This is a genomic window from Micromonospora sp. NPDC003944 (assembly GCF_053605225.1).
Map to the genome: position 1 here is coordinate 1 of NZ_JBSGIV010000090.1, position 21,373 is coordinate 21,373.

At 70.9% G+C, this 21,373-nt stretch carries 17 protein-coding genes; 8 read left to right on the forward strand and 9 right to left on the reverse strand.

Going from position 1 to position 21,373, the window contains the following annotated elements:
- Positions 1-216: 216 nt before the first annotated feature.
- Positions 217-1,203, reverse strand: a complete 987-nt coding sequence (locus ACWER9_RS29170) for an N-acetylglucosamine kinase (RefSeq protein WP_452304862.1) — start codon at positions 1,201-1,203, stop codon at positions 217-219.
- A gap of 206 nt (positions 1,204-1,409) precedes the next feature.
- Between ACWER9_RS29170 and ACWER9_RS29175 the strand changes: the two genes are divergently transcribed.
- Genes ACWER9_RS29175 through ACWER9_RS29195 form a run of 5 tightly spaced genes read left to right on the forward strand, consistent with a single transcriptional unit; the run spans position 1,410 to position 6,428 of the window.
- Positions 1,410-2,363, forward strand: coding sequence for a MurR/RpiR family transcriptional regulator (locus tag ACWER9_RS29175; RefSeq protein ID WP_452304863.1), 954 nt, complete (start codon positions 1,410-1,412; stop codon positions 2,361-2,363).
- Positions 2,360-3,109, forward strand: coding sequence for a sugar isomerase domain-containing protein (locus tag ACWER9_RS29180; RefSeq protein ID WP_091403970.1), 750 nt, complete (start codon positions 2,360-2,362; stop codon positions 3,107-3,109). The genes ACWER9_RS29175 and ACWER9_RS29180 overlap by 4 nt, the downstream gene beginning before the upstream one ends.
- Positions 3,110-3,135: 26 nt before the next feature.
- A complete protein-coding gene (gene ngcE / locus ACWER9_RS29185; RefSeq protein ID WP_452304864.1) occupies positions 3,136-4,572 on the forward strand; it encodes an N-acetylglucosamine/diacetylchitobiose ABC transporter substrate-binding protein in 1,437 nt (478 codons plus the stop codon).
- 18 nt (positions 4,573-4,590) lie between these two features.
- Positions 4,591-5,499, forward strand: coding sequence for a carbohydrate ABC transporter permease (locus ACWER9_RS29190; protein ID WP_357346979.1), 909 nt, complete (start codon positions 4,591-4,593; stop codon positions 5,497-5,499).
- Positions 5,499-6,428 carry a carbohydrate ABC transporter permease gene (locus tag ACWER9_RS29195; RefSeq protein ID WP_452304865.1) on the forward strand — a complete coding sequence of 310 codons (930 nt, stop codon included), beginning with the start codon at positions 5,499-5,501 and terminating at the stop codon, positions 6,426-6,428. The genes ACWER9_RS29190 and ACWER9_RS29195 overlap by 1 nt, the downstream gene beginning before the upstream one ends.
- 7 nt (positions 6,429-6,435) lie before the next feature.
- Here ACWER9_RS29195 and ACWER9_RS29200 read toward each other — a convergent pair whose 3' ends face one another.
- Both ACWER9_RS29200 and ACWER9_RS29205 read right to left on the reverse strand, forming a co-directional pair.
- Complete coding sequence (locus ACWER9_RS29200) at positions 6,436-8,181, reverse strand: ABC transporter ATP-binding protein (RefSeq protein ID WP_452304866.1); 1,746 nt, start codon at positions 8,179-8,181, stop codon at positions 6,436-6,438.
- Complete coding sequence (locus ACWER9_RS29205) at positions 8,178-9,917, reverse strand: ABC transporter transmembrane domain-containing protein (RefSeq protein ID WP_452304873.1); 1,740 nt, start codon at positions 9,915-9,917, stop codon at positions 8,178-8,180. The genes ACWER9_RS29200 and ACWER9_RS29205 overlap by 4 nt, the downstream gene beginning before the upstream one ends.
- A gap of 120 nt (positions 9,918-10,037) precedes the next feature.
- Between ACWER9_RS29205 and ACWER9_RS29210 the strand changes: the two genes are divergently transcribed.
- Positions 10,038-11,747, forward strand: a complete 1,710-nt coding sequence (locus tag ACWER9_RS29210; RefSeq protein WP_452304874.1) for a bifunctional 3'-5' exonuclease/DNA polymerase — start codon at positions 10,038-10,040, stop codon at positions 11,745-11,747.
- Positions 11,748-11,955: 208 nt separating this feature from the next.
- Complete coding sequence (locus ACWER9_RS29215) at positions 11,956-12,549, forward strand: nucleotidyltransferase family protein (RefSeq protein WP_452304875.1); 594 nt, start codon at positions 11,956-11,958, stop codon at positions 12,547-12,549.
- Between the two features lie 169 nt (positions 12,550-12,718).
- On the opposite strand, the gene ACWER9_RS29220 is transcribed toward ACWER9_RS29215, so the two are convergent.
- The 6 genes from ACWER9_RS29220 to ACWER9_RS29245 all read right to left on the reverse strand — a co-directional run bounded on the left by ACWER9_RS29220 (position 12,719) and on the right by ACWER9_RS29245 (position 20,690).
- The gene (locus ACWER9_RS29220) at positions 12,719-14,128 is read right to left on the reverse strand and encodes a GH1 family beta-glucosidase (protein WP_452304867.1); all 1,410 of its coding nucleotides are present in this window, start codon (positions 14,126-14,128) and stop codon (positions 12,719-12,721) included.
- On the reverse strand, positions 14,125-16,356 hold the full coding sequence (gene yicI, locus ACWER9_RS29225; RefSeq protein WP_452304868.1) for an alpha-xylosidase: 2,232 nt from the start codon (positions 16,354-16,356) through the stop codon (positions 14,125-14,127). The genes ACWER9_RS29220 and yicI overlap by 4 nt, the downstream gene beginning before the upstream one ends.
- On the reverse strand, positions 16,353-17,240 hold the full coding sequence (locus ACWER9_RS29230) for a carbohydrate ABC transporter permease (RefSeq protein WP_452304869.1): 888 nt from the start codon (positions 17,238-17,240) through the stop codon (positions 16,353-16,355). The genes yicI and ACWER9_RS29230 overlap by 4 nt, the downstream gene beginning before the upstream one ends.
- Before the next feature lies 1 nt (position 17,241).
- The gene (locus tag ACWER9_RS29235) at positions 17,242-18,210 is read right to left on the reverse strand and encodes a carbohydrate ABC transporter permease (RefSeq protein WP_452304870.1); all 969 of its coding nucleotides are present in this window, start codon (positions 18,208-18,210) and stop codon (positions 17,242-17,244) included.
- 67 nt (positions 18,211-18,277) lie between these two features.
- Entirely contained in the window at positions 18,278-19,582 is a 1,305-nt protein-coding gene (locus ACWER9_RS29240) for an ABC transporter substrate-binding protein (RefSeq protein ID WP_452304871.1), read from the reverse strand.
- A 76-nt stretch (positions 19,583-19,658) separates the two neighbouring features.
- Positions 19,659-20,690 carry a LacI family DNA-binding transcriptional regulator gene (locus tag ACWER9_RS29245; protein WP_452304876.1) on the reverse strand — a complete coding sequence of 344 codons (1,032 nt, stop codon included), beginning with the start codon at positions 20,688-20,690 and terminating at the stop codon, positions 19,659-19,661.
- A gap of 493 nt (positions 20,691-21,183) precedes the next feature.
- On the opposite strand from ACWER9_RS29245, the gene ACWER9_RS29250 reads away from it, so the two are divergent.
- Positions 21,184-21,373: hypothetical protein (locus ACWER9_RS29250; protein WP_452304872.1), on the forward strand; the 190-nt coding region annotated here is incomplete at its 3' end.

Here is a 21,373-nt window from a genome sequence, read left to right on the forward strand (position 1 = left end):
ATCTGCGCCCGCTCCGCGGACGACAACCTCTGCCCCGGCATGACCCCTCATCCTCACGAGAATCCACCCCGTTGCAACAACCACTTGAGCCCAAGCGCCGCGAGACCACTACATCCAGGATCGAGCACGATCATGAGGGGACGCGCGACCGTGACACGGCCAAGCGGCGCGCATCAGGGTGCAGAGCGGCAGGGCGTTCGATGGGCGCGGGGCGGGTCAGGGGGTGGGGAAGAGGTGGGCGTGCAGGGCGGCCGGGTCGGTCACCTCGGGTAGGCCGCGGGCGGCGAGCCAGGCTGCGGCGGCGGCCCCGTCGCCGGCGGTGCGCAGTGGCGCGTCCGGCCAGTGTCGGGTGATCTCGGCCCGGACGGCGGTGGCCAGTGGGGTGTCCGCGGTGAGGAGGCCGCCGCCGAGCACGATCGGTGTCACGGCTCCGGTGGGGCGGATGCGGCTCACGCTGTCGGTCAGGTGCGTGGCGGCTTCGGTGATCAGCGCGGTGGCGACCGGGTCGTTGTGGGTGGCCGCGTCGATGACCAGCGGTGCGAGTCGGGCCAGCTCGATGGGGGGTCGGCGGGTCACGGCCTGGATTGTGGCGTCGACGGTGTCCCGGGGGCGGGCGGCGATGTCGGCGCTGCCCAGGAGCTCGGCGAGCACGGTGGTGGCCAGCGCGCCAGGCCTGCGGTCGGCGTCGAGGTCGGCGAGGAGTCGGCGTACCGATTCCCGGCCGAGCCAGAAGCCGGAGCCGGCGTCGCCGAGGAGCCAGCCGTGGCCGTCGGCGATCCGGTCGAGCCGCAGTTCGTGCACCTGGGCGGTGATCGCTCCGGTGCCGGCGATGAGGATGGTGCCGTCCGGGGCGGCGGTGCCGGAGGCGTACGCGACCAGGGCGTCGCCGTGCACCTCGTACGGGCAGCGCAGGCCGGCGTCGTGCCAGGCCTGGTCGAAGGCGGCCCGTCCGGCGGGGTCGGCGAGGAGCCGGCCGGCTCCGGCGAGCCCGATGGTGCCGGCGGCCACCCGTGCCGGGTCGACGTCGGTGAGTGCTTCGCGGAGCGCGGTCAGCAGTTCGGCGGCGGCGCGTTCGGCGCCGTGACTCGTGGGGTTGCCACCGCCGGCGCGGCCGGTGCCGACGCGTTGTCCGGTGAGGGTGAGGGCGGTCGCCCGAGTGGACGTACCGCCGATGTCGAGACCCACCACGACGGTGTCGGACATCGGCACGACTCTCCTTGCGCGGAACGGCGATCTGGCTTGTTCATGCTGGTCGGCGGCGTCCTGCGGGGCAAGTTGTGGCGGGTGCGGGGGGCTGTGCGCCAGGTAACAGTTTGAAAACTTCGCCCACAGTCTTGACACGGAGGGGCGTTCAGTAAGAACTTTTACCACTAACAGTTAACAGTCTTTTCGGAAAGCTGAGGCGACTCATGGTTGATCACGAGGTGGACACCGCCGCGGGGACCGCGGTGGTCGACGCCGACGTGATCGACCGGAGAAGCTCCGCCTCCGACGGGGTGCTGGCCCGGGTCCGCAACGGTCTCGGCGAGTTGACCGGCGCGCTGCGCCGGGTCGCCGAGCACGTCCTCAGCGACCCGGAGGCCGCCGCCCGCTCGACAATAGTCGAGCTGGCCGAGCGCAGCGGCACCTCACCGGCGACCATCACCCGCTTCTGCCGGGCGATGGGCTTCGAGGGGTACGCCGACCTGCGGCTGGGCATTGCCTCCGAGACCGGCCGGGCCCGCTCGGCCGGCTGGACCGTCGACATCGGACGGGAGATCCAGCCGAGCGACCCGCTCGGGCGGGTACTCGACCAGATCATGGCCGCCGACACCCGGGCCATGCACGACACCGCCACCCTGCTCGACCTCACCGAGGTGGAGCGGGCCGCGGTGGCGATCGCGGGTGCCAGCCGGGTGAACATCTTCGGTGCCAGCGGCAGCGCCCTTGTGGGCGAGGAGATGCAGTTCAGCCTGCATCGCATCGGTGTGGCGGCGTGGGCGTGGAACGACGTGCACGAGGGGTTGGCCAGCGCCGCCCTGCTGCGGTCGGGAGACGTGGCGCTCGGCATCTCGCACACCGGGCAGACCCGGGAGACCATCGAGATGCTCGCGGAGGCGGGCAGCCGGGGCGCCACCACGCTCGCGCTCACCGGCTTCCCCCGCTCACCGCTGGCCGAGTTGGCCGACATCGTGCTGCTCACGGCCAGCCAGGCGACCACCTTCCGGCCGGACGCGCTCTCCGCCCGACACCCCCAGTTGGTGGTGCTCGACCTGCTCTACATCGCCGTCGCCCAACGCACGCACGACCGCGCGCACGCGGCCTTCCGGCGGACCGCGCAGGCCGTCGACGGGCACAAGGCAGCGAAGGGAGCCCTTTCATGATCAGCGCCCAGGGGTACGCGGACGCCGTCCGCCCAGTCCTCGACCGGCTGCTCGACTCGGAGGCCGACGGGATCACCCGAGCCGCCGACCTGATCGCCGACAGCCTGCGCGACGGCGGCGTACTCCAGGCGTTCGGCGCCGGGCACTCGGAGGCGTTCGCCGCCGAGCTGGTGGCCCGGGCCGGCGGGTTGGTCCCCACCAACCGGCTCTCGGTCCGGGACCTCGTGATGCACGGTGACGCCCCGCGCGACGTGCTCGCCGACCCCAAACTGGAACGTGATCCCTCCATCGCCCACCAGATCTACGCGCTCGCGGCGCCCCAGCCGCGCGACGTGTTCGTGGTGGCGTCCCAGTCCGGCATCAACGGCTCGGTGGTCGAGCTGGCGGCGCTGGTCACCGAGCGCGGTCACCCGTTGATCGCGGTCACCTCGGTCGAGCACACCGCACGGGTGGCTCCACGGCACCCGTCCGGGCACCGGCTCGCCGACCTCGCCGACGTCGTGCTGGACAACGGCGCGCCGTACGGCGATGCACTGCTGCCGCTCGAGGGCGGCGGCGCGGTCTGTGCGGTCTCCTCGGTCACCACGGCGCTGCTGGCGCAGTTGTTGACCGCGGAGGTCGTACGACGGTTCCACCAGGCCGGGGAGGTACCCCCTATCTACCTCTCCGCCAACGTCCCCGGCGGGGACGAGCACAACCTCGCCCTCGAGTCGCGGTACGCCGGACGTCTCCGGCGTACCGCATGACCCGAATTCCACAAGGAGAGACGACGATGTCGATTACCCCCGAACACCCGGCCGCACTCGACCGTCGCACGGTGCTGCGTCGTGCCGCCGCCGTGGGCGTGCTCGCCACTCCGGCCATCGGCCTGCTTGGCGCCTGCGCCACCAGTGGCAGCGACGGTGACAACGAGCAGGTCGCCGGCGGTACCAAGAGCGAGAAGAACCCGCTGGGCGTCAAGGAGGACGCCGCGATCGAGGTGGTCATCTTCAACGGTGGCTACGGCGAGAAGTACGCCACCGACGTGCACGAGCCGCTGTACAAGACGGCGTTCCCCAAGGCCGAGGTCAAGCACCAGGCCACCCAGGCCGTCTCCACCGTGCTGCAGCCGCGGTTCGCCTCCGGCAACCCGCCGGAGTTCGTGAACAACTCGGGCGAGAAGCTGATGGACTTCGGTGCGCTCGTCGCCGACGGTCAGCTCCAGGACCTCACCGAGCTGTGGGACGCGCCGTCGGTCGACGACCCGGCCAAGAAGGTCCGCGACACGGTGGTGCCCGGCACCATCGAGGCGGGTTCGTTCAACGGCAAGCCGTACGTCCTGTACTACGTCTCCACGGTCTTCGGTATCTGGTACTCGGCGAAGCTGTTCAAGGACAACGGCTGGGCGCCGGCGAAGACCTGGGACGAGTTCATCACCCTGCTCACGAACATCAAGGCCAAGGGCATCACGCCGTACGGCTACGCCGGTGCGAACGCGGCCTACTACCAGTGGAACGTGATCCTCACCCAGGCTGCCAAGATCGGCGGCACGGACGTGCTGAAGAACATCGACAACCTGGAGGACGGCGCCTGGAAGCAGGACGCCGTGAAGCAGGCTGCCGCCGCGTGGGCCGAGGTCGGGGCGAAGTTCAGCGACAAGAGCTTCGAGGGTCTCAAGCACACCGACGTGCAGCTGCGGCAGAACCAGTACAAGGTGGCCCTGTACCCCAGCGGTGACTGGCTCGAGGGCGAGCAGAAGAAGGACACTCCGGCCGGTTTCGACTACCAGCTCATGCCGGTGCCGGGCCTGACCGCGTCGGACAAGCTGCCGGCCACCGCGCTGCGGGCCACCGCGGGTGAGGGTTACTTCGTCTCGGCGAAGAGCAAGAACCCCAAGGGCGGTCTGGAGTACATGCGTCAGATGCTGTCGAAGGCGGGCGCGAAGGGCTTCACCGAGGTGGTCAAGGCCCCGACCGTGGTCACCGCCGGTTCGGAGGGCTTCTCCTTCCCGCCCGGTGTGGCCAGCTCGCAGGCCGCGCTCAAGGCGGCCGGTCAGGACGTGTTCAACCTGTACTTCGACGGCTGGTACAAGGAGCTCGACACGGAGGCGCGGACCGCCACCAACGAGCTGATGTTCGGCCGGATCAACGCCGACGCGTTCGTGGAGCGGATCCAGAAGCGCGCCGACGCCATCAAGAAGGACAGCTCCGTCACCAAGTTCAAGCGCTGATCGATCGGAGCTAGGGTCATGCGGCACGGCAAGTATCCATTCGTGATCGGGTTCCTGTTCGCCCCGGTCGCGCTGTACGTGACATTCGTGATCTGGCCGTACGCGCAGGCGTTCCAGATCTCGATGACCAACTGGCGGGGGCTGTCCGCCCCGCAGTGGGTGGGCTTCGACAACTACCGGAGGTTGCTCGACGACGGGGCCTTCTGGAAGGCGGTCCAGCACCACGGCGTACTGCTGCTTGCCCTGCCGCTGATCACCATTGCCATCGCGCTGTTCTTCTCGTTCCTGCTCAACGTGGGCGGCAAGAGCAGCGGTGGTCAACGCCAGGGGGTCTGGGGGTCGAAGTTCTACCGGGTGGTGTTCTTCTTCCCCCAGGTCCTGGCGGTGGCCATCATCGCGGTGTTGTTCCAGATGGTCTACCGGCCGAACGAGTCCGGCCTGATCAACGGTGTGCTGATGAAGTTCGGCCTGGAGCCGATCCTGTTCCTGGTCAAACCGAACCTGGCCCTCTGGTCGATCCTGGCGGTGCTGGTCTGGCAGGCGGTCGGCTTCTACGTGGTGCTCTTCTCGGCGGGTATGGCCTCCATCCCCGGTGAGATCTACGAGGCCGCCGAGATGGACGGGGCGACGAGGGTGACGCTGTTCTTCCGGGTCACCCTGCCGCTGCTGTGGGACACCCTCCAGGTGGCCTGGGTCTACCTGGGCATCGCGGCGTTCGACGCGTTCGCCATCGTGGCGGTGCTCTCGGTGGACGGTGGTGGCCCGGACGGCGCCACCACCGTGCTGGCCATGGAGATCTACCGCAACGCGTTCGTCTACTCGAAGTACGGCTACGCCTCGGCGATGGGCGTTGCGTTGTTCTTCCTCACCCTCACGTTCGCGGCGCTGACGCTGCGGCTCAGCAAGCGGGAAAGCGTGGAGTACTGATGAATCCGCAGTCGACGCTGCCGCCGACCCCGGCCGCGCTGCCGCCGAAGACCGGCGACCCGTCCGCCCCCGCCGGGCCGGGGCGCAAGGACCCTCGCTCGGAGGTACGGCTCTTCGCCGGCCTGGGGCACGTCGCGCTCGCCGTGTGGGCGGTGATCGTGATCGTGCCGATCCTCTGGACCTTCCTCGCCGCGTTCAAGAACACCAGCGAGATCTTCAGCAGCCCGTGGACGCTCCCGGCCGAGCTGCGGTGGGAGAACTTCGGGCGGGCCTGGACCAAGGCGCACGTCGGCAGGTACTTCATCAACAGCGTGATCGTGGTGTCGTGCAGCACGTTCCTCACCATGCTGCTCGGCTCGATGGCCGCGTACGTGCTGGCGCGCTACAAGTTCTGGGGCAACCGGGCGGTCTACTACCTGTTCGTCTCCGGGTTGGCCTTCCCGGTCTTCCTGGCCCTGGTGCCGCTCTTCTTCGTGGTGAAGAACCTGGGTCTGCTGGACACCCACACCGGCGTGGTGCTGGTCTATACGGCGTACTCGTTGCCGTTCACGGTGTTCTTCCTTGCCGCGTTCTTCAAGACCCTGCCGTCGTCGGTGGCCGAGGCCGGGATGATCGACGGCTGCTCGCACACCCGGCTGTTCTTCCAGGTGATGATGCCGATGGCGAAGCCGGGCCTGATCAGCGTGGCGATCTTCAACATCATCGGCCAGTGGGCGCAGTACCAGCTGCCGTTGGTGCTGCTCTCCAACGCCCAGGACAAGTGGGTGCTCACCCAGGGCATCGCCGACATCTCGGTCAACGCCGGTTACGAGGCGGACTGGTCCGGGTTGTTCGCCGCGCTGACCATCGCCATCCTTCCGATGATCATCGTGTACGCGGTGTTCCAACGCCAGATCCAGGCCGGCCTCACCTCGGGCGCGGTGAAGTAACAGACGCTCACCGCTCGCCGGTCGGGGTGTGCCAGGAGCGCCACAGCGCCGCGTACGCCCCGCCGGCGGCGACCAGCTCGTCGTGGCTGCCGATCTCGGTGATCCGGCCGTCGGCGAGCACGGCGACCCGGTCGGCGTCGTGCGCGGTGTTGAGCCGGTGCGCGATCGCGATGACCGTACGCCCGACCAGCACGGCGGCAAGCGCGCGCTCGGTCCGCCGGGCGGTGGTCGGGTCGAGCGCGGCGGTCGCCTCGTCCAGGATCAGCGTATGCGGGTCGGCGAGCACGAGCCGGGCCAGCGCGAGCTGTTGGGCCTCGGCCGCACCGAGCTGACGGGCGCCGTCGCCGAGCTGGCTGTCCAGGTCGTCGGGCAGCTCCGCGTACCAGTCGGCGCCCACGGTGAGCAGCGCGGCGCGCATCTGTTCGTCGGAGGCGTCGGGCGCGGCGAAGGAGAGGTTGTCGCGTACCGAGCCGATGAAGACGTGGTGCTCCTGGGTGACCAGGGCGATCCGGCGGCGACGCTCGGCCGGGTCGAGGTCGGTGACGGGGCAGCCACCGATGCTGACCATGCCCTGCCGGGGCGCGTCGATGCCGGCCACCAGCCGGGCCAGGGTGGACTTGCCGGCCCCGGACGGGCCGACGATGGCCAGCCGCTCGCCGGGCTGCACCTCCAGGTCGATGCCGTGCAGCACGTCCGGCCCGTCGGCGTAGGAGAACCGCGCCCCCCGGACGACGAGCCGCTCACCCCGCGACGACGCCGTCGTGCCGGGTGCCTCCGGTGGGACCAGGCCCACGCCGAGCACCCGGGCGTACGACGCGAAGCCGCGCTGCGCCTGCTCCGTCCAGATCAACAGCCGGTCCAGTGGCTCGATCGCCTGTTGCAGGTAGAGCGCGGCGGCGACCACCGCGCCGAGCGACACCATGTCCCGGGCGAGCAGGAAGCCCCCGACCAGCAGGATCATCGCGATCGGGAGCGGGTAGCTGGCCTCGACGACAGAGAAGAACACGGTACGCAGCGCGAGGGTGGCCCGGCGGGCGCGCCACAGCACGGCGACGCGGGTGGTGCCGTGCCGGACGCGGTCGTCGGTCAGCCGCAGCGCCTCCACGGTACGGGCGCCCTCGGCGGTGGTGGTCAGCGTCTCGGTCAACTCGGCCGCTGCCGCCCCCTCGGCGAGGTACGCGGGGCTGGCCCGGCGCAGGTACCACCGGGTCACCGCCACGATCGACGGGAGCCCGGCCAGCGCGGCCAGGCCGAGCAGCGGGTGCAGCAGGAAGACCGCGCCGAACAACAGCGTCAACTGCACCGAGGTGATGACGATTGTCGGCACCACCTCCCGGACTGTGGTGCCGACCGTCGCGACGTCGACCGAGCTGCGGGTGGCCAGGTCCCCGGAGCCGGCGCGCTCGACGACCGAGACCGGCAGGCCGAGGGTCCGGGAGACGAACTCCTCACGCAGCTCGGCGATGGCGCGTTCGCCGAAGCGGTGGCCGGCGTACTGGGCGTAGCGGGTGAGCACGGCGCTGGCCACCACGCAGCCGGTGATGGCAAGCGCCAGCCGGTCCACGGTGGCCACGCCCGCGCCCGCGGTGACCCGGTCGACGATGGCGCCCAGCAGCCACGGCGGGGCGAGCCCGGCGACCGCGGCGGCGCAGTGCAGGGCCAGCAGGACCGCGACCGCGCGCCGGTGCCGGCCGATCAGGTCCCGCAGGGCCCGGCGTACGGTGCGGCGGTCGGCCACCGGCAGCCCGGTCACCGGTACACCTCCTCGGTGTCGGCGGTCTCCTCCAGGTCGGGGTCGTCGCTGCCCCGGGCCACCAGGTGGCGGTAGCCCGGGTCCCGGTCGAGCAGGTCGGCGTGACTGCCGGTGGCGGTGATCCGGTCGCCGCTCAGGTACGCGACCAGATCGGCGCGGCCGAGCAGCAGCGGCGACGTGGCGATCAGCACGGTCGTCCGTCCGGCCCGGGCCGACCGCAGCCGCTCGGCGATCCGGGCCTCGGTGTGCGCGTCGACAGCCGACGTCGGGTCGACGAGGATCAGCACCTCCGGCTCGGTGGACAGCGCCCGGGCCAGGCGGACCCGTTGCCGCTGGCCGCCGGAGAGCGTGCGGGCGCGGGCGTCGATCGGGGTGTCCAGCCCGGTCGGGAGGGCGTCGACGACGTCCTCGGCCGAGGCGGTCCGCAGGGCCGTGCCGAGTCGCTCGTCGGTGCCGCCGGCGCCGGCGCGCAGGATGTCGCGCAGGGTGCCGGCGAAGACGTACGAGTCGTGGTCGGCGACGAGGATCCGGGCGCGCACCTCGTCCAGGGCGACCCCGGTCAACGGGACGCCTCCCCAGGTGACCTCGCTGCTGACGTACCGCCCGAGCCGGTCGGCAAGGGCCAGGGCCGCCGCCGGGTCGTCCGCCGCCACCCCGGTCAGCCGGCCGGCGGGCACGGTCAGGCCGGTCACCGGGTCGTGCAGGTCGGCCGGGCCGGCGGGCGCGGGCGGGTCACCCGGGCGGCGCGCCTCGGGCACCGTGTCCGGCCACCGGCGACCCGGCCCGCCGACGTCGTCGGGTGTCACGTTCAGCAGGTCGGCGATCCGCCTGGCGGCGACCCGACCCCGGATGAGCTGGTGGCTGCCCTCGAGCAGGAACCAGACGGGCACGATCAGGGTCGCCACGTAGCCGTAGACGGCGACCAGCTCGCCGATCGTGACGTCACCGCTCACCGCCATCCGGGCCGTCAGCCACACCACCGCCGCCAGGAACAACCCGGGGATGGCGATGGTGACCGCCTCGATCCAGCTGTTGACCGCGCCGACCCGGTAGCCCTCGGCGCGCAGCTCCTGGGAGCGGGCCGCGTACCGGCGGGCGAACAGGTCCCGACCACCCACGCCGGCGAGCACGCGCAGCCCGGCCACGATGTCGCCGGATCGGGCGGTGAGCGCGCCCTGCTGCCCCCGGTAGACCGACTCGGCCCGTTCCAGCCGGCGCAGCAACGGTCCGACGACAAGCCCGACGACCGGCACTCCCACGAGCACGCAGAGCGCGAGCAACGGGGAGACCGACCAGAGCAGCACGGCGATGACCCCGTACGCCACGACCGCGCCGACGCCCGGCCCGGTAAGCGTCAGCACCTGCGCCGTCCACTCGATGTCGGAGCCACCGACGGTGGACACCTCACCCGCGCCGACCCGGCGCGGCAGCACCGCGCCGATGCGGGACAGGTGACGCAGCAGAACCTCCGCCGAGCGGGCCTTCGCGTCCTCCCGGATGAAGGTCATCGTGCGGTGCCGCATGATCCCGAGGTAGGACTCCACCAAGCCGCCGAGGATGATCACCACGACCCAGAGCGCCAGGGCGCGGGTGTCACGGGCGCGCAGCCCGTCGTCGACGGCGCGGGAGATCAGGTAGGGCCGGGCCGCGAGCCCGATCATCCAGGCCGTGCCGATCAGACCGCCGCGCAGCACCCGCCAGGGTTGGCGGCGCACCAGCCACCACAGGTACCGCATCGGCCCGCGAGTGTCCGGAGTGCCGGAGTCGGAATGCGGGATCTGTGGGGGCACCCGGTCACGCTACCGACCGGCTCCGACCCCGCACCGACCCGAAACGGGTGAGGTGCGCCTCCGTTCCTGTCGCAGGTGGGAGGCAGAATCGCGTTCGTGCTGGTGGCGGTGGTGTCCGACGAGCGGGGTGGGGGTGTGCTGTGCCCGCTGGACGCCGCCGGCCGGCCGACCGGCCCGGCCGAGGCGGTCGTCGACCTGGCCGCCGCGGTCGCCGCGCGCGAGGCCGCCGAGCACCCGCGTTGGGTCTGGTCCAGCGCCGCGGTGGTCTACCCGTCGCTGCTGCGCGCCGGCGTCCAGGTCGACAGGTGTCACGACGTGGAGCTGACCGAGGCGTTGCTGCTCGGGCACGCGGGCCGCTGGGGTGAGCCCCGGTCGCTGGCCGCCGCCTGGGCCCGGCTGACCGGCGCGGCGGTGCCGCCCGACCCGCCGCCGCGCGCCGCCGCGCCTCCCGGGCACGGCCAGGGCGCGCTCTTCGACACCCTGCCCGGTCCGTCGGGGCCGGGCATCGAGGCACTGACCAGGGTATACGCGGACCAACTGGCCCGTGTCGCCGCGACCGAGCACCCCGGTCGGTTCCGGTTGCTGGTGGCCGCCGAGTCGGCCGGCGCGCTTGTCGCGGCGGAGATGGGCGTCGCCGGGCTGCCCTGGCGTGCCGACGTGCACAACGAGATCCTGCACGGGTTGCTCGGTGAGGCGTCCCCGGTCGGTGGGCCGCCGCGCCGGCTCGCCGAGCTGTCCACCCGGATCGCCGACGCGCTCGGCGTACGCGGCCTGCACGCCGACTCTCCGGCGGAGCTGCTGAAGGCGTTCGCCCGGGTCGGGGTGGAGCTGCCCAACACCCGGGCCTGGGTGCTGCGCGGGGTGGACCATCCGGCGGTCCCGCTGCTGCTCGAATACAAGGAGCTCTACCGGATCTGGACGGCGCACGGCTGGGCCTGGCTCGATCAGTGGGTGCGGGACGGCCGGTTCCAACCGGAGTACGTCCCGGGTGGTGTCGTCTCCGGCCGGTGGGCCACCCGGGGTGGTGGCGCGCTGCAGATCCCCAAGGTGATCCGGCGGGCGGTGGTGGCCGATCCGGGTTGGCGGTTGGTGGTGGCCGACGCCGGGCAGTTGGAGCCTCGGGTGTTGGCCGCGGTCTCCGGCGACGCGCGGTTGGCGGCGGCGGGGGGTGCCGGCGACCTCTACGCGGCCCTGGCCCGGGACTCGTTCGGTGGCGACCGGGCCAAGGCCAAGGTCGCCCTGCTCGGCGCGATGTACGGGCAGACCGGCGGGTCCGCGGTGCCCGCGTTGGCGGTGCTCAAGCGCAGCTACCCGACGGCGTTCGGTTACGTCGAGGCGGCCGCGCGTACCGGTGAGACGGGTGGCCTGGTGCGGTCGTGGCTGGGGCGCACGTGCCCGCCCGGCTCGGCCGGGTTCGGCGATCTCGACGAGGCGTCCTCCGAGCCGGACGGGGCCGCCGATCCGCAGAGTCCACGGGCCCGTGCCGCCCGGTCCCGGGGGCGCTTCACCCGCAACTTCGTCATCCAGGCCACCGCCGCCGAGTGGGCCTCCACGTTGCTGGCCACGCTGCGCACGGAGCTGTCCGGCACCGACGCCGAGCTGGTCTTCTTCCAGCACGACGAGGTGGTCGTGCACGCCCCCGCGGGTCAGGCGGACGCGGTCGCCGAGGCTGTCCGCCGGGCCGGCGAGCGAGCCTCCGGGCTGCTCTTCGGTGCGACGCCGGTCCGGTTTCCACTGGACCTGTCCATCGTCGACTGTTACGCGGACGCGGCCTGACCCGAGGGCCCGCTCGGGCGGGACTCCGCCAGGCGGCGTGGTGGCGGTGCGGGGCGCGGCCACGGTCCGGCGTGTAACGGTTGTGCTATTTCTCCTTTTCGCCCCGCTACCCCCGGCTGGCCGTCCTCGTTGCAGTGTCCGTAGGAGGGACGGATCGGTCACGGTCGGTCCCGTGCTGGAGGGGGCGCAGCTGAACGGGATCGCAGGAATGATCATCGCGGCGGGTGGCGGACGACGGATCGGTGGTCCGGAGGCGCTGCTGCACCAGGGGGACAAGCCCCTGGTCAACCAGATGATCGACACGATGACCGAGGCGGGCTGCGAGCAGATCGTGGTCGTCCTGGGCGCCGCCGCCGAGCAGGTTCAGGAGACCGCCGACCTGACCAGGGCCACCGTTGTGATCAACAAGGCGTGGGGCACCGGAGTCGGCTCGTCCATCCGGGCCGGCCTGGCCGCGATGGACGACGAGGGGATCGAGGCGGTGGTCGTGGTCCCGGTCGACATGCCGGGGCTGACCGCCGCGGCGGTCAGCCGGGTGGCCGCGCTGCCGTACCCGGACGTGCTGGTCTGCGCCACCTACGACGGGCTGCGCGGCTACCCGATGCTGTTCGGTCGCCGGCACTGGCCCGGCATCGCCACCCTGGCCAGCGCCGACGTGGGCGCCCGACCGTACCTGCTGGCGCACAAGGACCAGATCGTCGACATCGCCTGCGACTCGGTAGCCGACGGCAGCCGGGTAGACACCCCAGAGCTGATGGAGATGTACGGCCTAACAGTCCCCCCACAACGCGTAGGCGTCTAACCCCGCCCGTCCCCGCGTCCCGCCCGTCCCCGCGTCCCCGCCCGTCCCCGCGTCCCCGCCCGTCCGCGTCGATCATGGAGTTGTGGTGCCCGAGTTGGGCGCGAGAGGGAAGCTTGTCCCCCACCACAACTCCATGATCGACGGAGGCTGGGGGCGGGGCGGGGCGGGTCTACTTTGCGGGGGTGTCCAGGGTGTTGGTGGCGGCTAGGCGCTGGTACCAGTGGGCGCTGTCCTTCCAGGTGCGGACCTGGGTGTCGTAGTCGACCCGGATGATCCCGAAGCGGCGGTCGTAGCCGTAGCCCCACTCGAAGTTGTCCAGCAGCGACCAGACGAAGTAGCCGCGCAGGTCCGCGCCCTGCGCGCGGGCGTCGGCCACCGCGCCGATGTGCCGACGCAGGTAGTCGATGCGCCGGTCGTCGTGGACGCGACCGTCGGCCGACACCTCGTCGTCGAACGCCGCGCCGTTCTCGGTGATCATCATGGGCTGGCTCGGGTACTCGCGCTTCAGGCGCAGCAGCAGCTCGGTCAGCGCCGGCGGGTCGATGTTCCACCCCATCGCCGTGTACGGGCCGGGCTGCGGCAGGAAGTCGACGTTGTCCGCGGCGACCCACGGCGTGGACGTCGACGCGCCGTGCCCGTCGGCGTCGGAGCGGGCCGACACACCGTCCCACGCGCGGACCAGGGTGCTGGAGTAGTAGTTGACCCCGAGCACGTCCAGCGGCACGGCGATCACCTTCTCGTCGCCCTCGCGGACGAACGACCAGTCGGTGACGGACGCGGTGTCGGCCAGCAGGTCGGCGGGGTACTCCCCGTCGAGCATCGGGCCGAGGAACGCCCGGTTCGCCAGCGCGTCGATCCGCCGGACCGCGTCCCGGTCCGCCTCCGACTCGGAGGCACCCCTGACGACGTGCAGGTTCAGCGTCACCGACAGTTCGGCGGACGGGGCCAGCTCCCGGACCACCCGGCCGGCCAGGCCGTGCGCGAGGTTGAGGTGGTGCACCGCGGCCAGCGCCGCCGCCGGCTCGGTCCGACCGGGCGCGTGCACGCCGGAGGCGTAGCCCAGGTACGCGGAGCACCACGGCTCGTTGAGTGTCGTCCAGGTGTGCACCCGGTCGCCGAGCGCACCGACGATGCCCGCCGCGTACTCCTGGAAGCGCAACGCGGTCTCCCGCACCGTCCACCCGCCGGCGTCCTCCAACTCCTGCGGCAGGTCCCAGTGGTACATGGTCGCCACCGGCCGGACGCCCCGCTCCAGCAGCCCGTCCACAAGCCGCGAGTAGAAGTCGATGCCCGCCTGGTTGACGTGGCCCGAGCCGCCCGGCTGCACGCGGGGCCAGGAGATGGAGAACCGGTACGCGTCGAGCCCGAGGTCGGCGATGTGCCCGAGGTCCTCGGTCCACCGGTGGTAGTGGTCGGCGGCCACGTCGCCGGTGTCGCCGTTGAGGGTCCGACCGGGGGTGTGGCTGTAGGTGTCCCAGATGGACGGTCCGCGCCCGTCCTCGGTCGCCGCGCCCTCGATCTGGTACGCGGCCGTCGCGGAGCCCCAGACGAAGCTCTCCGGGAAGTGGTGTTGCGTCATCGTTCCGTCCCCTGGATCTCGCAGATGTAGCCCGTCGAGGTGCCGGCTACCAGTTCGGCACTGGCCATCCCACCCTCGTAGCGCACGTCGAACTCGGCGCCCGGCCCGTTGCCGGGTGACGGTACCCGTACCCGGGTCCGCTGCCCCTCGGCCGGTGCGTACACCCGTAGCCGCACATCGTCGGCCCACTCGTAGTCCGGTCGGTCCGTGCGGGAGCCGAACGGGATGACCGCGCCCGGTCGGGCCAGCACCGGCAGGCTGTCGAAGCAGTGCTTCTCGGTCAGCCAGGCCGGGCCGGTGACCTGCGCGCCGGTGGTCAGGTGTGTCCAGGTGCCGGCGGGTACGTAGTACGTGACGTCGCCGTCGGCGCTGAGCACCGGGGCGACAAGCACGTCCGGGCCGAGCATGTACTGCCGGTCCAGGTATGCCGTCGCCGGGTCGTCCGGGAACTCCAGGAACATCGGCCGCATCACCGGCGTCCCGTCGCGGTGCGCCTCTTCGGCGGCGGCCGCGAGGTACGGCATCAGGCCGAGCTTGAGGTGCGTGAAGTGTCGCAGCACGTCCACGGCCTCCTCGTCGTACGCCCACGGCACCCGGTACGAGCCGGACCCGTGCAGCCGCGAGTGCGAGGAGAGCAGCCCGAAGGCGACCCACCGCTTGAACACCGCCGGGTCGGGAGTGCCCTCGAAGCCGCCGATGTCGTGGCTCCAGTAGCCGAAGCCCGACGCCGCCAGGGACAACCCGCCGCGTAGCGACTCGGCCATCGCGACGAACGTCGACTCGCAGTCGCCGCCCCAGTGCACCGGGAACTGCTGCCCGCCGGCGGTGGCCGAGCGGGCGAACAGCACCGCCTCACCCTTGCCGCGCTCGGTCTCCAACAGCTCGAAGACGGCCTTGTTGTAGAGGTACGAGTAGTAGTTGTGCATTCGCTGCGGGTCGGAGCCGTCGTGCCACAGCACGTGGGTCGGGATGCGCTCGCCGAAGTCGGTCTTGAAGCAGTCGACGCCCATGTCGAGCAGCGCCTTGAGCTTGCCGGTGAACCAGCGGACCGCGTCCGGGTTGGCGAAGTCGACGAGTGCCATGCCGGCCTGCCACATGTCCCACTGCCAGACCGAGCCGTCCGGGTTGCGGACCAGGTAACCGGCCTCGCGGCCCTCCTCGAAGAGGTACGAGCGCTGCGCGATGTACGGGTTGATCCAGACGCACACCTTCAGGTCGCGCTCGTGCAGTCGGCGCAGCATCCCCTCCGGGTCGGGGAAGGTCGCCGGGTCCCAGACGAAGTCGACCCAGTGGAACTGGCGCATCCAGAAGCAGTCGAAGTGGAACACCGACAGTGGCAGCCCGCGCTCGGCCATCCCGTCGACGAACTCGGTCACCGTCTTCTCGTCGTACGAGGTGGTGAACGAGGTGGACAGCCAGAGCCCGTACGACCACGCGGGGACCCGGGCCGGCCGGCCGGTGAGCGCGGTGTACCGGCGCAGCACGTCCTTCGGGGTGGGCCCGTCGATGACGTAGTAGGTCAGGGACTGGCCCTCGACGCTGAACTGGGTCTGCGTGACGACCTCGGAGCCGACCTCGAACGACACGTGCTCCGGGTGGTCCACGAAGACCCCGTAGCCGGCGCTGCTGAGATAGAACGGCACGTTCTTGTACGCCTGCTCGCTTGCGGTGCCGCCGTCGGCGTTCCAGATGTCGACGGTCTGCCCGTTCTTGACGAACGGGCCGAAGCGCTCGCCCAGCCCGTACACCGTCTCACCGACGCCGAGGGCGAGCCGTTCGTGCACGTGCGGGCGGCCCTCGGCGTCGGTGACGACGCCGATGCTGCGCGCGGTGGACGCAGTGACCAGCCGGTCGCCGTGCAGGAAGTCGACCCGCCACCCGTCGATGAGCGCGACCCGCGCGGTCAGCTCGCCGGTGGTCAGCGTCGCGCTGAGCCCGGTGACGTCGACGGTGACCGGGTGCGTCTCGTCGGTGCTCAACCCGAAGTGCGGCTCGCGGGGCAGGCCCCCGGTGTGGTGGGCGATGGTCACCCCGACGACGCCGGGGGCGGGGGAGAAGAACCGGACGGTGACCAGGGGGCGGTTGAGGGTGTCGCCGCGCCCGGTGATCTGACCGGTGGGTGCGAAGACGGTGAAGCCGCGCGCGTCCGGCTCGACCGACTCGACGGTGCCGGGGCGCAGGACGCTGACGCCGGGGCGCAGCTGCCAGTACCCGTCGGTGAACTTCACTTCTCGGCTCCTGCCGTGATGCCGCGCGCCAGGGTGCGCTGGAAGATGAGGAAGAAGAGGATGGCCGGCACCAGGCTGATCAGCGCGCCGGCGTTGGTGGTCGGCGCGTCCATCAGCCGGTCACCCTGCAGGGACGCGAGCGCGACCGGGATGGTCTGTGTCTGGTTGTCGATGAGCATGACCAGCGGGATGAGGAACTCGTTCCACGTCCAGATGAAGAAGAAGATGAGCAGCACCGCGAGGGTGGGCCGCAGGTTGGGGAAGACCACCCGCCACAGCACCGTCCACTTCCCGGCGCCGTCGAGCGCGGCGGCCTCCAGCAGCGAACGCGGGAACGTGCCAAGCACCGAGGCGAGCAGGTAGGTGCCGAACGCGCTCTGGATCACGGTGAAGATGATGATCACTGAGAGCTGGGTGTTGTAGAGGCCGACCTGCTTCGCCACGTAGTACAGCGGGTAGATCAGCGCCTCCTGCGGCAGCATGTTGGCAAGCAGGAACAGGCCGACGATCCACAGCCGGCCGCGGACGCGGCCGATACCCAGGGCGTACGCGTTGAGCAGGGAGACGACGACGCCGAGCACGGCCACCGAGCCGGCGATGACCGCCGAGTTCAGGAACTTGAGCGGGAAGTTCACCTCCGTCCAGTACGTGCGCAGACCCGTGGTGTAGAACTCCGTCGGCCAGCTCAACGGGCCGCCCGACGAGTAGTCGCCGGGCGACTTGAACGCGTTGAGCAGCATGAACGCGAACGGCACCAGCATGACGAGCGCGCCGAGGGTGACCAGGGCGAGTACCACCCAGCGGCTGGCACCGCGGTGGTGCCGATCGCGGACGGGCCGGGCCGGTGTCACCGGCGCGGGGCTCGGTGTGAGCGTGACGGCCATGTCAGATCCCCCGGTCCCGGCGCTCGCTGCGGGCCTGCACCCAGATGAAGACCCCGGCCACCACCACGATGATCAGTGTCAGCACCATGGAGATCGCGGAGCCGTAGCCGACCTGCAGCTTCTTGAAGAACGTGTAGTAGGCGAAGTAGGACGGCACGTTCGTGGCGTTGTCCGGGCCGCCCCGGGTCAGCGCGAAGATCGGCCCGAACACCTTCAGCGCGGCGATGGTGCAGGTCAGGGCCACCACGAAGGTCTCCGGCCGGATCTGCGGGAGGGTGATCGCCCGGAACCGGTGCAGCCAGTTCGCGCCGTCGACCTCGGCCGCCTCGTACAGCTCGGGGTCGACCCGCTGCAGCGCCGCCATGAAGACGACCACCGGGTAGCCGATCTGCACCCAGATCATCACGGCCATCACGGCCGGCAGGGCGGTGCCCGGGTCGCCGAGCCAGTCGTGGCGCAGCGCGCCGAGACCTACCGCGTCGAGGAGGCTGTTGAACGCGCCGTCGGGGCGGAGGATCCAGCCCCAGACGATGCCGGCCACCACCACGGGCAGCACCTGCGGGAGGTAGAACGCGGCCCGCAGGGCGGCGGCGGTCCGGGGCTTGAACCGGCGGCCGATGACGTCGAAGAGCACCGCGGCGAGCAGCAGCCCGAGCAGGGTCGGCACCACCACCATCGCGACGAGCATCCAGACGGTGTTGCGGAACGAGGCCCAGAACACGTCGTCGTGCAGCAACTGCTGGTAGTTGTCCAGGCCGACCCACCGGGGGTCGCCGATGCCGGACCACTTGGTCAGCGACAGGTAGAGGGTGCCGACGAGTGGTGCGCCGACGACCAGGAGGAAGAGCGCCGCTCCGGGGAGCAGGTAGAGCCAGTACGCCGCGTCGCGGCCGCGGCGTCGGCGGCGGGGCGCGGGCGGGGTGGGGGTCGCGGCCGGCGGTGTGGCGGCGACCGTCTCGGAGACTGCCATGGAAGATCCTTCCCGGTGGAGCGGACGGGCGCGCCCGTGGTGCCGGTCGCGCCCGCCGCTCGCCGTGTCACTTGCCGGTGATCTCCTTGACGCCATCGGCGTACGGCTTGGCGATCGTGTCGAGGACCTGGTCGGGTGACTTCGACCCGTTGATCAGGGCCTGGAAGCCGGAGACCAGCACGTCGTAGTAGCCGGGGACCGGCCAGTCCGGGTAGAAGGCGAGCCCGTCGGACTTGCTGACCGTGTTGAAGTCCTCGATCAGCTTGCGGTCCTTCGGGTCGCTGATCTTCGACGCGTCGGCGGCGACCGGGATACCACCGTTGTTGCCGATCAGGTCCTGGATCTCCGGACGCAGGGTGATGTCGATGAAGTCGTACGCCAGGCTCTTGGCCTTGCTGTTCTCCGGAACCACCCAGAGGTTGCCGGAGGAGCCGGCCTGCAGCGTGTTGCCGGGGAACAGGAAGGTGTCCCAGTTGGCCTTCATCTCGGTCTTGAACCGGCCGTACCACCAGCTACCCGAGACGATCATCGGAACCTTGCCGCTGATGAAGGCGGTGCCCATGTCCTCGGCCTTGAGGCTTGCCGAGTTCTTCGCGACGTAGCCCTTCTGCACCCACTGGGCGAAGGTGTCCGCGCCGTACTTGAGCGGGTCGGCCTTGAAGTCGACCGGGCTCTTGTAGAGCTGGTAGTTGTCGACGAACTGCCGGTCGCCCTTGGAGAGGGCGAGCTGATAGAAGAGCTGCCCGGCCGGGTACTCGGCGCCGGCCATGCCCAGTGGGGTGACGCCCTTGCCGACGAAGGTGTCCATCGCGGCGGTCATCTCGGCCATCGTGGTCGGGACCGTCACGCCGTTGCTCTGGAACAGGTCCTTGTTGTAGTAGACCGTCACGTACTCGCCGTAGTTCGGCACGCCGAACCACTTGCCGGAACCCATCACGCCCTTGTCGCTGTACCGGGCGGTGGTCTGCAGGCTGGGGCTGAGCTTGCCGGCCCAGCCGCGCTTGTCGGCCTCGCCGCTCAGGTCGGCCAACAGGCCCTGGGAGGAGAGCAGCCCGGCCGTCGCGTTGCCCTTGTTGTACTCCATGATGTCCGGGCCTTCGGACGAGTTGATGATCATGCCGGCGTTCTGCTGGATCTGCTCGAACGCCTTGCGCTCGAAGCGCACCTCGACGCCCGGGTGCTCGGACTTGAAGATCTCGATCGCCTTGTCCCAGCCAACCCCCATGGCGCTGTTCTCGCTCTCGTAGTGCCAGAGCTTCAGGACCTTGGCGTCGCTGTCGTCCCCGCTGTCACCACCGCCGCAGGCGGCCACGGTGGTCGTCGCCGTCGCCGCCAGGGCGATCGCGGCGACGAGCCGGTGGAATCGCTGCATTAGCATCCTCCTCGTTGAGTATCTAGCCGGTACTTCACGAGGCCCGTCGTCGCGTTGCAGCGCGGCGGCGGGCCGTTTACTGATCAGCCCCCACGGGTGGGCGGCCTCGTGGCGCGGCGGTCGACCCCCGGACCTCCAACGCGCACGGCAACAGTTGCTGGTGACGAAGGCCTGCGGGGCCGTCCAGGTGGCGCACCAGGGCCTCGATCGCGATCCGACCCAACGCCGAGCCGGGTGACGTCATCGCGGTCAGCGCCGGGGTGGCCAGCTCGGCGACCTGTGGCGAGGTGACCATCGAGACGACCGAGACGTCGTCGGGCACCGACAACCCACGGCCGGTCAGCTCGCCGAGGATGCCGAAGATCGCGCTCTCGTTCATGGCCAGCACCGCGGTCAGCTCCGGGGCCTGCGCGAACGCGGCCGCCAGCGCGGCCCGCCCGCCGGCCGCGCTGTCCTCGGCCGCGATCATCACCGGCTCCAGGCCGTGCCCGGTCATCGCCGCCGTAAAAGCGTCCCGGGTACGCAGCGCGGGCCCGTAACCGCTGGCCAGCGTCGCGGCCGAGTGGTTGACGTAGACGATCCGACGGTGCCCGAGGCCGACCAGATGCGCGACGGCCTCCCGCACGGTCTGGTCGAAGTCGATGTCGACGTAGGAGAGCATGCCGGTGTCGCCGGTACGGCCGATCAGCACCAGCGGCACCCCCGCCTCCTGGAGCACGGTGACCCGCTCGTCGGCCAACTGGACCTCCATCAGCACGACCCCGTCGAGCATCCGCTGGCTGGCCAGCCGACGCAGGTCGTCGAGGTTGCCCCCGCCCACGGGCGAGAGCACCAGGTGGTAGCCGGCGCCGCTGGCCGCGGCGGCGGCACCGGTGACGAAGGCGGTCTCGGTGGCGCCGAGACCGCGTTCGTCCATCGGCATCAGCAGGCCGAGGATCCGACTGCGGCGACTGGCCAGCCCCCGGGCCATCGCGTTCGGCTGGTAGTCGAGCTGCGCCATCGCCGCGAGCACCTTGTTGCGGGTGGCCTGCGAGATCGGCCGGGTGCCGGTGAGCACGTACGAGACGGTGCTGACCGAGACCTGCGCGAGGCGGGCGACGTCGTGCATGGTGGCCACCGCGCACCTCCTCCGATCTGGGGTGGGAACGCTCCCGAAACTGCGTCGAAGCGTTTCGACGAAGCGATTCGACAGGACGCTAGGCCACCTGTTACGGCGACGTCAATAGCCGATGTCGAAAAGAATTCACCAGCCGCGACGCCCTGCGCCTGCCCTGCGCGTGGGGTCTTGCGCCCGTCGTGCGCGTGGCGTCTTGCGCCTGGCTTGTGCGTGGCGTCTTGCGCCTGGCTTGTGCGTGGCGTCTCGTGCCTGGCCTGCGCGTGGTGTCTCGTGCCTGGCCTGTGCGTGGCGTCTTGCGCCTGGCGTCCTGCGCCGTCCCCGCGCTCCCGGTCGGTTGCACCTGATCGTCGCCGCCAAGATCCGCGCAATATCGGGGATGTTGCTGCCTCCCACCCGTCTGAGGCAGCAACATCCGGGAAGTTGCGCGGATCGTCCTCGTCGATCAAGGGGTGCGGCGGCAAGATCGTGCTCGATCCTGGATGTAGTGGCTTCCTGGCGCTTCGTGGCCACTGCATCCTGGTTCGAGCGCGATCTTCAGGTCTGTGGGTGCTTCGAGGCCGGTGTGGGTGGGTCGTTGGGGCCGGTGCTCCCGTACACCTCGATGGCCTCGATCGCGCTGCGGCTGATCGGGGTGTGCCTACTGACCGCCGGAGCGGTGCTGCTGTTCGGCTGGA

Excerpts from the sequence above, each read along its gene's own strand:
- ACWER9_RS29195 (WP_452304865.1), top strand. The coding sequence starts at position 5,499 with ATGAATCCGCAGTCGACGCTGCCGCCGACCCCGGCCGCGCTGCCGCCG.
- ACWER9_RS29215 (WP_452304875.1), top strand. The coding sequence starts at position 11,956 with ATGATCATCGCGGCGGGTGGCGGACGACGGATCGGTGGTCCGGAGGCG.
- ACWER9_RS29190 (WP_357346979.1), top strand. The coding sequence starts at position 4,591 with ATGCGGCACGGCAAGTATCCATTCGTGATCGGGTTCCTGTTCGCCCCG.
- ngcE (WP_452304864.1), top strand. The coding sequence starts at position 3,136 with ATGTCGATTACCCCCGAACACCCGGCCGCACTCGACCGTCGCACGGTG.
- ACWER9_RS29240 (WP_452304871.1), bottom strand. The coding sequence starts at position 19,582 with ATGCAGCGATTCCACCGGCTCGTCGCCGCGATCGCCCTGGCGGCGACG.
- ACWER9_RS29245 (WP_452304876.1), bottom strand. The coding sequence starts at position 20,690 with ATGCACGACGTCGCCCGCCTCGCGCAGGTCTCGGTCAGCACCGTCTCG.
- ACWER9_RS29235 (WP_452304870.1), bottom strand. The coding sequence starts at position 18,210 with ATGGCAGTCTCCGAGACGGTCGCCGCCACACCGCCGGCCGCGACCCCC.
- ACWER9_RS29180 (WP_091403970.1), top strand. The coding sequence starts at position 2,360 with ATGATCAGCGCCCAGGGGTACGCGGACGCCGTCCGCCCAGTCCTCGAC.
- ACWER9_RS29205 (WP_452304873.1), bottom strand. The coding sequence starts at position 9,917 with ATGCGGTACCTGTGGTGGCTGGTGCGCCGCCAACCCTGGCGGGTGCTG.
- ACWER9_RS29220 (WP_452304867.1), bottom strand. The coding sequence starts at position 14,128 with ATGACGCAACACCACTTCCCGGAGAGCTTCGTCTGGGGCTCCGCGACG.
- ACWER9_RS29175 (WP_452304863.1), top strand. The coding sequence starts at position 1,410 with ATGGTTGATCACGAGGTGGACACCGCCGCGGGGACCGCGGTGGTCGAC.
- ACWER9_RS29230 (WP_452304869.1), bottom strand. The coding sequence starts at position 17,240 with ATGGCCGTCACGCTCACACCGAGCCCCGCGCCGGTGACACCGGCCCGG.
- ACWER9_RS29170 (WP_452304862.1), bottom strand. The coding sequence starts at position 1,203 with ATGTCCGACACCGTCGTGGTGGGTCTCGACATCGGCGGTACGTCCACT.